This is a genomic window from Pseudomonas sp. NPDC088414, assembly GCF_044753325.1.
Lineage (GTDB): Bacteria > Pseudomonadota > Gammaproteobacteria > Pseudomonadales > Pseudomonadaceae > Aquipseudomonas.
The window spans coordinates 30,477-46,332 of sequence record NZ_JBIVMY010000007.1 but is presented as its reverse complement, the minus strand read 5'-3'; the positions used below and the strand labels follow the sequence as shown (position 1 = coordinate 46,332).

The 15,856-nt window shown below is 60.2% G+C and carries 11 protein-coding genes; 6 read left to right on the top strand and 5 right to left on the bottom strand.

Going from position 1 to position 15,856, the window contains the following annotated elements; all coding sequences use genetic code 11:
• Positions 1 to 24 precede the first annotated feature (24 nt).
• The 3 genes from ACIP8I_RS09625 to ACIP8I_RS09615 form a co-directional block, all read right to left on the bottom strand.
• Positions 25 to 1,290: a hypothetical protein gene (locus ACIP8I_RS09625; RefSeq protein ID WP_400760548.1), complete on the bottom strand. Its 1,266-nt coding sequence runs from the start codon at positions 1,288 to 1,290 to the stop codon at positions 25 to 27.
• Positions 1,291 to 3,813, bottom strand: a complete 2,523-nt coding sequence (locus ACIP8I_RS09620; RefSeq protein WP_400760546.1) for a CS1-pili formation C-terminal domain-containing protein — start codon at positions 3,811 to 3,813, stop codon at positions 1,291 to 1,293.
• Positions 3,814 to 3,918: 105 nt separating this feature from the next.
• Positions 3,919 to 4,395, bottom strand: coding sequence for a CS1 type fimbrial major subunit (locus tag ACIP8I_RS09615; protein WP_400760543.1), 477 nt, complete (start codon positions 4,393 to 4,395; stop codon positions 3,919 to 3,921).
• 516 nt (positions 4,396 to 4,911) lie between these two features.
• Between ACIP8I_RS09615 and ACIP8I_RS09610 the strand changes: the two genes are divergently transcribed.
• Both ACIP8I_RS09610 and ACIP8I_RS09605 read left to right on the top strand, forming a co-directional pair.
• Positions 4,912 to 5,493, top strand: coding sequence for a PadR family transcriptional regulator (locus ACIP8I_RS09610; protein WP_007964478.1), 582 nt, complete (start codon positions 4,912 to 4,914; stop codon positions 5,491 to 5,493).
• Entirely contained in the window at positions 5,490 to 6,278 is a 789-nt protein-coding gene (locus ACIP8I_RS09605) for a siderophore-interacting protein (RefSeq protein ID WP_400760541.1), read from the top strand. Before ACIP8I_RS09610 ends, ACIP8I_RS09605 begins: the two co-directional genes overlap by 4 nt.
• A 173-nt stretch (positions 6,279 to 6,451) precedes the next feature.
• On the opposite strand, the gene ACIP8I_RS09600 is transcribed toward ACIP8I_RS09605, so the two are convergent.
• Together ACIP8I_RS09600 and ACIP8I_RS09595 are read right to left on the bottom strand one after the other, a co-directional pair.
• Positions 6,452 to 7,090, bottom strand: a complete 639-nt coding sequence (locus ACIP8I_RS09600) for a Pr6Pr family membrane protein (RefSeq protein WP_400760539.1) — start codon at positions 7,088 to 7,090, stop codon at positions 6,452 to 6,454.
• Position 7,091: 1 nt separating this feature from the next.
• Positions 7,092 to 7,322: a VF530 family DNA-binding protein gene (locus ACIP8I_RS09595; protein WP_003227831.1), complete on the bottom strand. Its 231-nt coding sequence runs from the start codon at positions 7,320 to 7,322 to the stop codon at positions 7,092 to 7,094.
• Positions 7,323 to 7,622: 300 nt separating this feature from the next.
• Here ACIP8I_RS09595 and ACIP8I_RS09590 point away from each other — a divergent pair, with 300 nt between their 5' ends.
• From ACIP8I_RS09590 to lon, 4 genes are all read left to right on the top strand, one after another.
• Positions 7,623 to 8,984: a carbohydrate porin gene (locus tag ACIP8I_RS09590; protein WP_400760537.1), complete on the top strand. Its 1,362-nt coding sequence runs from the start codon at positions 7,623 to 7,625 to the stop codon at positions 8,982 to 8,984.
• Between the two features lie 223 nt (positions 8,985 to 9,207).
• The gene (locus ACIP8I_RS09585) at positions 9,208 to 11,619 is read left to right on the top strand and encodes a glucose/quinate/shikimate family membrane-bound PQQ-dependent dehydrogenase (RefSeq protein WP_400760535.1); all 2,412 of its coding nucleotides are present in this window, start codon (positions 9,208 to 9,210) and stop codon (positions 11,617 to 11,619) included.
• Positions 11,620 to 12,126: 507 nt separating this feature from the next.
• Complete coding sequence (locus ACIP8I_RS09580; protein WP_400760533.1) at positions 12,127 to 12,492, top strand: DUF6124 family protein; 366 nt, start codon at positions 12,127 to 12,129, stop codon at positions 12,490 to 12,492.
• Between the two features lie 775 nt (positions 12,493 to 13,267).
• Entirely contained in the window at positions 13,268 to 15,685 is a 2,418-nt protein-coding gene (gene lon, locus ACIP8I_RS09575; protein WP_400760531.1) for an endopeptidase La, read from the top strand.
• Positions 15,686 to 15,856: the final 171 nt, after the last annotated feature.

Genomic DNA, 15,856 nt, shown 5'->3' with positions numbered 1-15,856 from the left:
CTCGAGTCGTCGCTATAAGGTCCATCAGATATCCGAATCCCAGACCACCACGACAGCGCCGGAATAGCTGTCGCTCACGCCGGGCTGCAGCATGTTTGCCATCGAATGTGGCGGCACCTCGAAATGCAGGGTTCCCGGAGCTCGATCTACATAGAAGCCCGGCTTGAAATACAGGGCATTTGCATTGCCCGATTTCAATCGCGCGCGTTTCACGGGCTGACCGGCAAGATCGGTTATGCCGTTGGGCATGCTGACGCTGATGTGCAGCTCGACGCGACGGTTATCTTTACTGTCCCGCAACCCACACTCGCCATTGATTCCGGGGCCGCAGGCGATTATCTGCATCTTGAAACGTGACGATGCCGAGATGTTGAAGGTCTGATCGCGGAACAGATTCACCGGCCGCCGTCCGGCCTGCAGCCAGCTCTGCCAGCCTCCGGCGGGCACCAGACGGATTTTCTCGCCGCCGGGCGGGATGTCGACTTTCAGGGTGTGCTGTACTTCCAGATTGAAATTCAAGGTCAGCTCAGGATCGTCTGGAATCATGACATCACCAAAGTCAAAGTCCCCCCCAGGGCCAAGTCGATAACTCAAGCTCCCGATGTAATTACCCGAAGACATTTCCAGCGGATTGGGCGTGCGCAGTTCGTAGGCAAAATCAAGGTAGCCATACGTCATGGCGGGAATTGGAAATTTGGCGACTTTTACGCAGGACTGTTGGTTTGGAGTCTTCCAGAAAAAAGCGTAAGTTTTGGACCCATAAAATCCCACCCCGGTGGTGGTACAGGGAGGAGCCGCATAGACCCAGCCAAAACTATTCCATAACTTATCGTGTCCCTCAACATTGCTGGCCGCGCCGGTCAGATTGGTCACGGTATCGCTCAATACATAGTTGGAACCGACACCGGCAATGCGCACTTCCACGGTTTTGTACTCCCCGGTATCGGCGTTGGTGACGGTAAAAGGTCGCCACTCCCCCGGTACCTTGAACATTGCACTGTCGCGTGCGTCAGCATTGGCTTGAATAGGCTTGTTCGACTCAACTCGAGTCAACAGACGTATGCTGAAAGTGTCACTGTTACGGCAGATAGCGGGGTAGTGCTCGCAGTACCCAGTGGATGGTGTTTGATTGATAAATTCGTTGCGTAGTGGATTGGCCGAATCAGGCACGAACAACGCCCGGATTTCCTGGGTTGCGCCTTCGGCGTTGGATGTTGCCAATAGCGCCAGCAGACATAGACTCGGCCCGAAGGCTAACCGATGCAGCACGGTATTTTTGATACTGACCATTCAACCGGCCTCCTGTCGGGTCAATGAAACATTGGCCAACGTGTCCGGCGAGCAGCGCAAATCACCGATCATCAACACGTTGTTTTCACTGCGATGCTTGTCGGTGTCGAGCCGGAACTGGCACAGCAGTTGATCGGCGTAGCGCACTTCGAGGGTCGGTGAACCGGCGTGCATTTCCATCGAGAAAAACCCGTCGACTTCGCTGACCCCGCGGCTGGCGTGATTGATCACGTGATGGCCCTTGAGCGGCCGACCTTGCGGGTCGAGCAAGCGTCCCAGCACGGTCAGGGTTTTCATCACCCGCACCTTGCGGTACTCCACACCGCCCTTGTTCAGGTGATAGCGGGCGCGGGACGGTTCGATGCTGGCAGCCGGAACGTGGTTGCCTTGGAAATCGAAGCCCACCGAACTGTTGCGGTACGCCGTGAGCGGGATGAAATTGCGCCCCGGCCGCAGCGCTGAGCTGCCGCCGCTGAGGTCGTCGGCGCGCAGGGCAATGTCGGCGATATCCGATTCGACATCGACGATCATCCCGGCACCGCGGCCCTGATGCTGACTGGTCATGAGCAATTGCTGACCGCCGATGATCACGCTGCTGTCGAGGTTCACGCCACCGGTGAAATTGCCGTTATAGGACGAGCGCTGCACGAAGCCGTCGCCATTGACCCAGTCGGTACGGAAGTTGGCCAGGCTCGAAAGACCGACGCCGTAGGTGTCGGTCAGCGCCGTGACCGAAACGCTTTGCAGAATGTGCTCCTGCAGATCCTTGCGATAGCCGATCGAGCCATTGTTGTCGCGCCCGCCATCGCGGGCGGTGCGGCTGCCGATGCTCCCGGAAATCTGCTGGCCCGGCCCGCCCAGCGCCATGTTGATGCTCAGGTCGATCCCGCGATTACGCGCCTCGCCACTGCTGTAGCTGCCCGGCCGGTCGAACAGCGACAAGCGCCAGTTGGCATCGCTGCCAAACAGCTCGGTGCGCTGCGTCCAGCCCAGGTCCATGCCAACGCCGTCGACATTGCCTTCGCTGTGCGAGACCCGTGCGCTCAACGAATTCTTGCGGCTGAGGCGATGGTTGAGCGCCAGCGACGAGTTGCTGGTTTCGCCGGTGAACACATTACGCTGGCGTACGCGAGTCCCGTCGGGCAGCGTGTCGTAACTGTTGCGGGTGTCGAGCCAACTGCGGTTGTGGCTGACCACCAGGCTGCCGGCGCCGTAGTTGTACAGGCCCTGCACGTCGACGCCGGTGCCGTGGTCTTCGGTCTGATAGAGGTTGGCGAAGAGGCTGATGCTGTCGGCCAGGCTCCAGTCGATCGAGGTGCCGTACTGCAAGGTGTCACGTACCTGACGCGCCGACAGGCCGAGGATCACCCGTGGATGCAGCAAGTAATTGAGCGCGGCGCCGGCGGTGAGATCACCGCTTTGCTGTTCCTCCCAATTGCTCAGCAGTTTGCTTTCCTGCCCGGCGAACACGTTGTAGCGCCAGCGCTCATCGAGGTTTTGCCAGTTCACCGGTTTGTAGACCAGCTCCTGGGTGGTCGAGGTGGTCTGACCATCCTCGATCAGACGGACTTCGACTTCGTAGATGCCACCGGGCAAGGGCCGGGTGTCCAGCGTCTGTAAACCGGCCGGCACCGCTTGCGTGTTGATCAGCAGGCCATCGCGATAGATCTCCACCGACGCCTGGCGATTGGCCGTGACGAAAATCGGGTAGACGCTGGGCCGCGGGCTGTCGACCGCCAGGCTGTCGGAGCTGCCATACATCACGCCGACCGCCGTGTCGGGGCTGGTGCCGAACGAACGGGGCTGGCGGGTCAGGCCTTCGGAATTGGGGGTGAAATAGCCCAGGCGGAAGAAACTGCCCTGCAGTTCGCGCTGGGTGAAAAGCTCGTGTACCGCGTGATAGGTCTTGGTGTCCGGCCCGCCGAGGCGCGCCAGTTGCATGTTGAAGGACTGGCTCCAGTTGCCGAGACTGGCACTGGCTTCCAGACCAAAACGTCCGCCCAGATCCTGGTTCTGGCCGCCATTGAGGTTCAGCTGATTACGCAGCATCAGACCGCTGCTGCCTCCCTCGGGCTGCTCATGGAAGCGTTGCGTCTGCAGATCGCGCTCGGCGTTTTCGGTGGCGATCGAAAGCAGTGAGTTTTCCAGGTTGTAGTGCACCGCCAGCAGTTGCTCGGGGCATTGCCCGCTGCAGTTGCCAAGCGCTACACCGGATTTGAGGAGGCTGGCCCAGGTTTCACGCTCGGCGGCACTGATGCGGCTGTCGCTGGTGTCGGTGAAGTCGAGCAAGGTAATGCGATCATCGCGCGACAATACAATCATTGCCTCGCCCAGCGGTTGTTGATCAAGATCGACACGAACCGCCAGAGGCACATCAAAGAAATGCTCTTCAAAGTCTGCCGGAAGACCTTTCGCCTGAGCCAGCAAACTTCGCGGGGTATTATCGACTGGCGGCGGCGCCGCCAATACGCTGCTGCTTAACAGCAACGCAAGCGCAGCCGCGATGGGCGTCATCGGATACATGAATTAATACTCTGATTACCGGAAGTAAAATCCCGGCCGGGCAACTTAAAAGTTGCCGACCGGTTACGTTACTGGACAAGTAACGTCAGGTATTGCCGTTATGACTCAGACCGAAGGTTCGACGACCAGCATGACCACACCGGTGTAGTCGCCAGCGGCCGGTTTGGCACCGGTGGCGCTGATCTTGAAGGGTGCGCGATAACGCGTATTGGACTCGGTATCGCCGACCACTTCCTGCGAGGTGGTGGTCAGCGTCCTGCCGTTGAGTTCGACTTTCAGGTCGATGGTGTTGCTGCCGCCAATCAGCTTCGGCACGCCTTCCAGACGTGCATGAACCTTGCCGGCGGTGTGCAGCACATCGAAGTGCCCGTTGACTTCGCGCATCGAATTGGTGCCCGGGTTAAAGCTCATGTCCTGATCCTTGTTGACCAGATCGGCATCCACCGGCACCGCATAGAAGTCGTCAGCCGGTACGTGCGCCACGATACTGATGGAGTGCTTGGCTTCAGTGGCGGCAAACGCCATCGAGGCGCTCATGGCCAGAACAGTCAGAGGGGCGGCAAGGGCGAGTTTCTTGAGCATCATTGAATACCTGTCTTATATAAATTAGTTGAGTCGTCGAGCAGTCAAGGCGAGCTGAACAGTCACGAGCAGTCAGTGCTCACCGTTAACTTTCAACGCCGGGGAATGTTCAACCAATTTATCTTCAAAGTAAGCAGGCAACGTCCTGCGAGCTTGTAGCCTGGACGCCATTAGATGAGAAAGAAAAAACCGTTAAATTCAGGAAAGTTCCTGTGCAACTGTCAGATACAGGCTACAGGGCGCCAGCCGAGTGACTGTACGCGCCACAACTTCGCCGCAACTTCCGTAAGACATGTACCACACTTTCCCGGAAATAAAGGGCGAAACGGAATATTAGAGAACAAGCACTAATCTGCGCCTTTGCCGGGAGATTTAATACTGCGATTTCTTGATCGTTTTCCGGTTTTTTGCGAGCGCCGATTCGATCGGTCAGGTGTGCACCGTTGGTCAGGACACCTTGCCAGCACGTAAAGATATATCTTAAGTTGTATCTAAACACGACGAGAGAGCAGGCCAATGAGAGACCATCATTCCCCCCATCATCACCGCGAACACGGCGACGGCCGTGACGGTTTCGAAAAACGCCCCGGCCGTGAACGCGGCGGACGCGGCCCACGAGTCTTCGCCCCCGGTGATCTGAAATTGTTGCTGCTGGCGCTGATCGCCGAGCAGCCGTGCCACGGCTATGACCTGATCCGCCAGATCGAAGGCATGTTCGACGGCGCCTACAGCCCAAGCCCCGGCGTGATCTACCCGACCCTGACCTTCCTTGAAGAAAGCGACCTGATCAGCGGCGACGCCGAGGCCGGCAAAAAACGCTACAGCGTGACGGATGCCGGTCGTTTGTCTTTGAGTGAGCAAGCGGTCGCACTGGACGGCGTGCGCATGCGCATTGACGTCAGCAAACGTTCGTTGCGCGGCCATGACCGGCCGCCGGAAATCCACGAGGCGGTGCACAACCTGCGCCACGCTTTGCAAATGCACCACGGGCGCTGGAGCCCGGAAGAAATCCTGCGTGTGCGTGACCTGCTCAACGACACCGCCAAAGCCATCGTCGACGGCCCTGCCGTTCAAACCGCCCAGGAGAAAGCCGAATGACTGCAGTCGATACCCAAACCATTCACCGCGTGATGCACGAAATCAAACGCCGCAAGCTCGAAGTGCTGCGCGTGGTCGACCTGACCCCGCGCATGCGCCGCATCACCCTCGGCGGGCCGCAGCTGGCCGGGTTCATCAGCCAGGGCACCGACGATCACGTGAAACTGCTGTTCCCGCAGAACGCCGAACAGGCTGCAGCGCTGGAAACTCTGGTGCTCGGCGCCGGCAAGGACAACGGCCCGCTGCCCGAGATGCGCGACTACACCCCGCGCCGTTATGACCTGGACACACTCGAGTTGGACATCGACTTCGTCCTGCACGGCGACGGCCCTGCCTCGACCTGGGCCGAACAGGCAAAGCCCGGGCAATTTCTGCACATCGGTGGGCCACGCGGTTCGATGATCGTGCCGGATATCTTCGACAGCTACCTGCTGATCGGCGACGAAACCGCCCTGCCCGCCATCGCCCGCCGCCTCGAAGGTCTGGCGAGCAATCGCAAGGCACTGGTGGTGATCGAAGTGGAAAACGGTGCCGAACAGCAAGTGCTGGACAGCGCGGCGCAGGTCAACGTGATCTGGGTACTGCGCGAGGGCGGCAAGGACAACCTGCTGACCACCGTCAAACAGTTGCAGGTGCCCAAGGGCAATCTGTATGCATGGGTGGCGACCGAGACCAAAGTCTCGCGGCAGATCCGCCGGGTGCTGATTGATGAGCATGGGCTGGATGAACAGCTCATCAAGGCCGTCGGTTACTGGCGGGCTGAGGGCACACCCGAAGAAGAGTGACGTTCACTTCACTGTGAAGATGAACACCTTCGTGGCGAGGGAGCTTGCTCCCGCTCGGCTACGAAGCAGTCGCAAAACCTGTGAACGCGATTTGCCTGACGCAACTTGTAGTCCGGGTTCAGGGTTGCTTCGCACCCCAGCGGGAGCAAGCTCCCTCGCCACAGGGTTACGCCCTATTTTTCCGCCCCACGCCAGCGGTCGATCCCGATCACCAGCAACCCAATCACCACAAACCCCACCAATATCCCCCCGGCATTGATGAACACCTGTGCATAACCGAGCAGCGCCACATCAATGAACGGATACGCATACGCCCCCAGCAGGTGCCCGCGCAGCAACGCGTAAATGAAATACACCAACGGGTAAATCAGCCACAGCGGCAAATGCCACAGGCGTAACGTACCTTTAGGCACGCAGCACCACCAATAGCCGAGAAACAGCAGCGGCATCACATCGTGCAGTAACTCATCGGCAATAAACTGCCAGCCTTCGGGGTGCCACAAATGCCGCAGCAGAATGCTGTAAGCCAACCCCACCAAGGCAATACTCACCGCCACCCCGCTGCTGACCCACGGCTGCACAAACCAGCGCTGCGCAGCGGATTCACGCCGGGTGACCGCGCAGGTCAGCACCGTCGCCACCAGCGTGTTGGTCAACACCGTGAAGTAACTGAAGAAGCTCACCAGCCCGCCCAGCAGGCTGGCGTCGACACTCAGCCGCGCAAGGAAAATCAGGTACAGCTGAATGCTCAGCCCGGCCCAGCCGAGGGTGGCGATGAGTGTGAGCAGGCGTCGCCGGGCAAAGGCGTTCATCTCAGAGCGGACGCTTGGTGCGCATCAGTTTCACGTACAAGCGCTCGACCTTCTCCCGCGCCCACGGGGTTTTGCGCAGGAAGGTCAGGCTCGACTTGATGCTCGGGTCGCTCTTGAAGCAGCGGATATCGATGCGCTCGGCCAACCCCGACCACTCGTAATGCGCCACCAGCGCATTGAGGATCTGTTCGAGGGTTACGCCATGCAGCGGATCGGGAGTGTGGTCGTTCATGCCAGGCCTTTGGACGGAGGGAAAATGCACAAGCCGCGCACCTTAGCCGAGGGGCCGGTCAGGTGGAAGGCCTTGCATCAAATGTAGGCCAACCGCAGAAGATCGCAGCCTGCGGCCATCGCCACAATGCGCCCGTTTGCCGCACTGTTACCGAATCAGAAATGCTGCATGTCCACAAAACCCCTTTGTCTTTTTGTTACAGATCATTATCCTGCCGCCCTTCAGCTGAATCGCTTCACTGCCTGCGTCAAATTGAAGCGCTCGGTTTACCCCCGTAAAACACCAAAAAAAGACTGACCCATGCCCGATTTTTCCTTCTCCCGAGACAGCGCTATCTCAGCCCTGCGCCTGATCGGCGGCTGCACCGCGCTCGGCTTCGCCACCTACGCCCAGGCGGCTCCCGCCTTCGACAGCGACTCACCGTGGATGCTCGGTGACTGGAACGGCACGCGTACCGAGCTGGCGGAAAAAGGCTACGACTTCAAACTCGATTACACCGGCGAAATGGGCAGCAACCTGCACGGCGGCTATGACCACGATCGCACCGCGCGCTACAGCGACCAGTTCGGCCTGGGCACGCACCTGGACCTGCAAAAAATCCTTGGCTGGGACGATGCCGAATTTCAGCTGACCATCACCAAGCGCAGCGGCAACAACATCAGCAACGACCGGATCAACGATCCCCGCGTCGGCGGCTTCACCTCGGCCCAGGAAGTCTGGGGCCGTGGCCAGACCACACGCCTGACGCAGATGTGGTACCAGCAGAAATTCTTCGACCAGAAGCTCGACATCAAGGTCGGCCGCTTCGGTGAAGGCGAAGACTTCAACAGCTTCCCCTGCGACTTCCAGAACCTGGCGTTCTGCGGCTCGCAAGTCGGCAACTGGGTCGGCGGCATCTGGTACAACTGGCCGGTCAGCCAGTGGGCGCTGCGGGTCAAATATCACCTGACCCCAGAGCTGTACGCGCAGGTCGGCGCCTACGAGCAGAACCCGTCGAACCTCGATCGCGGCAACGGCTTCAAACTCAGCGGCAGCGGCACCCAGGGCGCGGTGCTGCCGGTGGAGCTGGTGTGGACGCCGAAGCTCAACGGTCTGCCGGGCGAATACCGTGCCGGTTACTACTACAGCAGCGCCAAGGCCTCCGACGTTTATAAAGACCAGAACGGCCAGCCTGCCGCACTGAGCGGCGAAGCCTACCGCAGCGCGTCGAGCAAACACGGCGTGTGGTTCGGTGCCCAGCAGCAAATCACCAGCATCGCCAGCGATCATTCGCGCGGCTTGAGCGTGTTCGCCAACGCGACGATGCACGACAAGAAAACCAACGCGATCGACAACTACGTGCAGGCCGGCGTCGTCTACAAAGGCCCGTTCGATGCCCGCGCCAAGGACGACATCGGTTTCGCCCTGGCCCGCGTGCACGTCAACCCGGCCTTCCGCAAGAACGCCGAAGCGAGCAATCAGGCGCACGCCGTCTACGACTATGACGACCCGTCCTTCCTGCCGCCGCAGGACACCGAATACAGCGCCGAACTGTATTACGGCGTGCACCTCGCCAACTGGCTGACCGTGCGCCCGAACCTGCAATACATCCGCCATCCGGGCGGTGTGGACCAGGTCGATGACGCATTGATCGCGGGGATCAAAATCCAGTCGTCGTTCTAAAAAGCACTGAAGAAACCTGTGGGAGCTGGCTTGCCAGCGATGCGATTTCACATTCGACATTATCGTCGGCTGACACTCCGCCATCGCTGGCAAGCCAGCTCCCACAGGGGATCTCATGAAATTCGTTAGCTAGACAAGTTTTTATCTGAACCATACCCGCGCCCAATCGTCATCTAGAGTGACTAAAGCGCGGGACTAAATAAACGTCACGGAGAATCACACTATGAGCACCGAAAGTGCTTCGAGTCGGGGCCGTCTGCTACCGAGCCTGCTCGGCATTCTGCTTCTACTGATGGGCCTGGCCATGCTGGCCGGGGGAGTCAAGCTGAGCATGCTCGGCGGCTCGCTGTACTACCTGCTGGCCGGTATCGGCATTGCGCTGAGCGGCATTCTGTTGCTGCTGCGTCGTCGTGCGGCGCTGGGCCTGTACGCCATCGTGCTGTTCGCCAGCACGGTCTGGGCCCTGTGGGAAGTCGGTCTGGACTGGTGGCAACTGGTGCCGCGACTGGCGCTGTGGTTCGTTCTCGGCATCGTGATGTTGCTGCCGTGGTTCCGTCGTCCGCTGCTGCTCAATGGCCCGGCGCCGATGGGCACTGGCGGTCTGAGTGTGGCCGTGGTCCTGGCCGGCGTCACTGCCCTGGCCAGCCTGTTCACCCACCCGGGCGAAACCTTTGGCGAACTGGGCCGCGACACCGCGGACATGACCAGCACCGCGCCAGCCATGCCTGACGGCGACTGGCAGGCCTATGGCCGCACCGAATTCGGTGACCGCTACTCGCCGCTGAAGCAGATCACCCCGGCCAACGTCGGCAAGCTGCAAGAAGCCTGGCGCATCCAGACCGGCGACCTGCCGACCGCCGATGACCCGGTAGAGCTGACCAACGAAAACACCCCGCTCAAAGCCAACGGCATGCTCTATGCCTGCACCGCGCACAGCAAAGTGCTGGCGCTTGACCCGGACACCGGCAAGGAACTGTGGCGCTTCGACCCGCAGATCAAGAGCCCGGTGGGCTTCAAGGGCTTCGCCCACATGACCTGCCGTGGCGTGTCGTACTACGACGAAGCCGCTTACGCCAAGTCTGAGAACGCTGCCTCGGCCGTTATCTCCGAAGCTGGCAAAGCCGTTGCTCAGGCTTGCCCGCGTCGACTGTACCTGCCAACCGCTGATGCCCGTCTGATCGCCCTGAACGCCGACACCGGCAAGATCTGCGAAGGCTTCGGCAAAAACGGCGTGGTCGACCTGACCCAGGGCATCGGCCCGTTCACCGCCGGTGGCTACTACTCCACCTCGCCAGCGGCGATTACCCGTGATCTGGTGATCATGGGCGGTCACGTCACCGACAACGAGTCGACCAACGAGCCATCGGGCGTGATCCGCGCGTTTGACGTGCGCGACGGCCACCTCGTATGGAACTGGGACAGCGACAAGCCGGACGCCACCAAGCCATTGGCCCCGGGCGAAATCTACAGCCGCAACTCGGCCAACATGTGGTCGCTGGCCAGCGTCGACGAAAAACTCGGCATGGTTTACCTGCCACTGGGCAACCAGACTCCAGACCAGTGGGGCGCAGACCGCACCCCAGGCGCCGAGAAATTCAGCGCCGGCATCGTTGCCCTCGACCTGGCCACCGGTAAAGTGCGCTGGAACTACCAGTTCACCCACCACGACCTGTGGGACATGGACGTTGGCAGCCAGCCAACCCTGCTCGACATGAAAACCGCCGACGGCGTGAAACCGGCGCTGATCGCCCCGACCAAACAGGGCAGCCTGTACGTCCTCGACCGTCGTGACGGCACGCCGATCATCCCGATCAAGGAAATCCCGGTTCCGCAAGGCGCCGTGAAAGGCGACCACACCGCACCGACCCAGGCCCGTTCGGACCTCAACCTGCTGGCTCCGGAACTGACCGAAAAAGCCATGTGGGGCGCCAGCCCGTTCGACCAGATGCTGTGCCGCATCCAGTTCAAGGAACTGCGCTACGAAGGCCAATACACGCCTCCGTCGGAACAGGGCAGCCTGATCTACCCCGGTAACGTCGGCGTGTTCAACTGGGGCGGCGTCTCGGTCGACCCCGTTCGCCAGATGCTGTTCACCAGCCCGAACTACATGGCCTTCGTCTCGAAAATGGTGCCACGCGAGAAAGTCGCCGCCGGCAGCAAACGCGAGAGCGAAACCGCTGGCGTGCAACCGAACACCGGCGCGCCCTACGCGGTGATCATGCACCCGTTCATGTCGCCACTCGGCGTACCGTGCCAGGCCCCGGCCTGGGGCTACGTCGCCGGTATCGACCTGACCACCGGCAAAGTCGTGTGGAAACGCAAAAACGGCACCAGCCGCGACAGCTCGCCAATCCCGATCGGCTTCACCCTGGGCGTGCCAAGCATGGGCGGCTCGATGGTCACTGCGGGCGGCGTCGGCTTCCTCAGCGGCACCCTCGACCAGTACCTGCGCGCCTACGACGTGAACACCGGTAAAGAACTGTGGAAATCGCGTCTGCCGGCCGGCGGCCAAGCGACCCCGATGACCTACACCGGCAAGGACGGCAAGCAATATGTGCTGCTGGTTGTTGGCGGTCACGGCTCGCTGGGCACCAAGATGGGTGACTACGTGATTGCGTACAAACTGCCGGAATAAGCTTTAGCGGCGGTAAAGGAAAGGCGATGCTCCGCGAGGGGCATCGCCTTTTTTGTTGCACATCGATGTTGAATTCACCCCAAACACTGTAGGAGTGAGCCTGCTCGCGATAGCGGTATTTCAGTCAATGTTTTTGGTGACTGATTTACCGCTATCGCGAGCAGGCTCACTCCTACAAAGGAAGGTGTTCCTCCTACAGAAGCGCGTTGTGAGCGGGAGATTTCCGACAGGATGCGTCGGTTGTGCCTCGGAAGTCGGGTGGATAGGCTCTGGTGGTCGCTGCAAATTCAGCGGCCGGGCGTCGCGGCCTGATAACTGATGCATAATCGCCAACCTGACAGCACCTCGGATGCCTGTTGGTTGTGTCATGGCGGCTGTGCGCGGGATACCTTCTTTGGGGGTATGCCGATTCCTCAGTTATCGGTCCGCGAACCCGCGTACAGCTGCCACCTCAAATTGCGTCGCGGCAATTGAAGACAGCTCCACTTCACCAACTGAGCATTCACCATGATCAAACCCACACCGAATCCCCCCGAAACCTCCCCCTACGAATCCCTCGACTCCAGAAAACTCCACGACGCCGCCGAGCGTGCGCTGGATCACTACCTGAAACCCTCCGCCGCCACCGTGAGATTCCACAAACCCAGCAGCATGTTCCAGGTCGCCCCCGACATGGACAACGAAAGCCTGCTGGCTCACGCCTGCGAATCACTGGCCTCGGCGAGCATCATGACCAGCGATATCGCTGCGTATGTGGACAGCCCGCAGCGGCAGACGATACTGGCGATCCAGCAGATCATCATGCTGGCTGAGCTGGCGGTGAATCGGGTGCTCGATAATGTGGAAATCACCCAATCTGCAGCGCACAGCTGACCCTTGCTGGACCGGGTTTGCTCGCGAAGCCAAGCCATTACACGATGTAACTGTGTAGGAGCTGCCGAAGGCTGCGATCTTTTGATCTTCAACGTCAAAAGATCGCAGCCTTCGGCAGTTCCTACAGTGGGAATGGGTGCAGGCAGTTGGAGATCGGTCGGCTGTCAGGCCGCCATCGCTGGCAAGCCAGCTCCCGCAAAAAAGCAAAAGCAAGATCAAAAGATCGCAGCCTGCGGCAGCTCCTACAGGGAAGATAAGTACAACCCGCACGCGGCGCATGCCGCCCCACTCCAGGATGAGCGTTAGCTCGGCTGCAGCTCTTGATCTTGCTCTTGATCCACGGGCGACGTCGGAAGGCTGAGTGGAGGGATTGATCCGGGGGTGGGAGCGCAGCGACCGTTTGGCGCAGCCAAACACGGCGAGAGGAGGTGCAGCGAAGCAAACCGGAGGCGCTGCCCCACGGATCAGTCCCGGAGCGAAGGAACCCCGAGCCCCAGCGAGCGGGCCGAACGCAGGAGCAAGCCTTTTTTTGCTTACTTTTTTGAGGCGTTTGTCAAAAAAGTGAGTCGCCGTCAGGGCGAAACCCTAAGCAGCCATTACCAAAATACGGATATGTACACAAAAAACCAAGAACCTGGTCGGCCCAAAGGCCGCCAAGCCCCAAAGCGTGACGCCTGTCAAAACCCTGAACACCCAAGCAGAAACACCGCCCCCCATTGAAACCACCCAAAGCCTGCCCCATCTAAGACCCATACCCCATTGCGCAGGTGCCCCAATGAGCGACCAGCAAGAATTCCCAGACAACCCCGACGACTACACCGAAGCTGACCACATCGAACACCATTCCACCGGCAAAGGCCTCGCCCTGCCCGGCCAGAACCTGCCGGACAAGGTCTACGTCATCCCGATCCACAACCGCCCGTTCTTCCCGGCCCAAGTGCTGCCGGTCATCGTCAACGAAGAACCCTGGGCCGAAACCCTCGATCTGGTCAGCAAATCCGAACACCACTCCCTGGCCCTGTTCTTCATGGACACGCCCCAGGAAGACCCGCGCCACTTCAACACCAAAGCCCTGCCGGAATACGGCACTCTGGTGAAGGTACACCACGCCAGCCGCGAAAACGGCAAACTGCAATTTGTCGCCCAAGGCCTGAGCCGCGTGCGCATCAAGACCTGGCTAAAACACCACCGTCCACCGTACCTGGTGGAAGTCGAATACCCGCACCAGCCGACCGAGCCGACCGACGAGGTCAAGGCCTACGGCATGGCGCTGATCAACGCGATCAAGGAACTGCTGCCGCTCAACCCGCTGTACAGCGAAGAGCTGAAGAACTACCTCAACCGCTTCAGCCCCAACGATCCGTCGCCGCTGACCGACTTCGCCGCCGCCCTCACTTCGGCGACAGGTAATGAGCTGCAGGAAGTGCTCGACTGCGTGCCGATGCTCAAACGCATGGAAAAAGTCCTGCCGATGCTGCGCAAGGAAGTCGAAGTCGCGCGCCTGCAGAAAGAGATCTCCGCCGAGGTCAACCGCAAGATCGGCGAGCATCAGCGCGAGTTCTTCCTCAAGGAACAACTCAAGGTGATCCAGCAGGAACTCGGCCTGACCAAGGACGACCGTAGCGCCGACCTCGAACAGTTCGAACAGCGCCTGGAAGGCAAAGTCCTGCCGGCGCAGGTGCAAAAGCGCCTTGAAGAAGAAATGAACAAGCTGTCGATCCTCGAAACCGGCTCGCCAGAATACGCGGTCACCCGCAACTACCTCGACTGGGCGACCTCGGTGCCGTGGGGCGTGTACGGCGAGGACAAACTCGACCTCAAGCACGCGCGCAAAGTGCTCGACAAACATCACGCCGGCCTCGACGACATCAAGGATCGCATCCTCGAATTCCTCGCGGTCGGTGCCTACAAAGGCGAAATCAGCGGTTCGATCGTGCTGCTGGTCGGCCCGCCGGGCGTGGGTAAAACCAGCGTCGGCAAATCCATCGCCGAATCCCTCGGCCGCCCGTTCTACCGCTTCAGCCTCGGTGGCATGCGCGACGAAGCCGAGATCAAGGGCCACCGCCGCACCTACATCGGCGCGCAGCCGGGCAAACTGGTGCAGGCGTTGAAAGACGTCGAAGTGATGAACCCGGTGATCATGCTCGACGAGATCGACAAGATGGGCCAGAGCTACCAGGGCGACCCGGCCTCGGCGCTGCTGGAAACCCTCGACCCGGAACAGAACGTCGAATTCCTCGACCACTACCTCGACCTGCGCATGGACCTGTCGAAAGTCCTGTTCGTGTGCACCGCCAACACCCTGGATTCGATTCCCGGGCCGTTGCTGGACCGGATGGAAGTGATTCGCCTGTCGGGCTACATCACCGAAGAAAAGGTAGCCATCGCCAAGCGTCACCTGTGGCCGAAACTGCTGGAAAAGGCCGGCGTGTCCAAAGGCAGCCTGAGCATCAGCGACAGCGCACTCAAGGCGTTGATCGACGGTTACGCCCGTGAAGCCGGGGTGCGCCAGCTGGAAAAACAGATGGGCAAACTGGTGCGCAAAGCGGTGATGAAACTCATCGAAGACCCGAAAGCGGTGATCAAGCTTGGCCCGAAAGACCTCGAAGCCTCGCTGGGTCATCCGGTGTTCCGCAACGAACAAGTGCTGTCCGGCACCGGCGTGATCACCGGTCTGGCCTGGACCAGCATGGGCGGTGCGACCCTGCCAATCGAAGCGACGCGGATTCACACGCTCAACCGCGGTTTCAAACTCACCGGGCAACTGGGCGATGTAATGAAAGAATCGGCGGAGATCGCCTACAGCTACGTCAGCTCGCACCTCAAACAGTTCGGTGGCGATGCGAAATTCTTCGACGAAGCCTTCGTCCACCTGCACGTGCCGGAAGGCGCGACACCGAAAGACGGCCCGAGCGCCGGCGTGACCATGGCCAGCGCCCTGCTCTCGCTCGCCCGCAACCAGCCGCCGAAAAAAGGCGTGGCAATGACCGGCGAACTGACGCTGACCGGGCATGTACTGCCGATTGGCGGGGTGCGCGAGAAGGTAATCGCGGCGCGGCGGCAGAAGATCTTTGAGTTGATTCTGCCGGAACCGAACCGGGGTAACTTCGAGGAACTGCCGGATTACTTGAAGGAAGGGATTACCGTGCACTTTGCCAAGCGCTTTGCGGATGTGGCTAAGGTGCTGTTCTGACAGAGCTTTAGCGCCAGATCTACCGCTATCGCTGGCAAGCCAGCTCCCACAGTGTTCGATGTGTTCACAAATCCTGTGTTCACCACAATCCCTGTGGGAGCTGGCTTGCCAGCGATGGCGTCAGTGCTGACAACACTGGACTGCCCGACTGTCACACTTTGTCTCATCTTC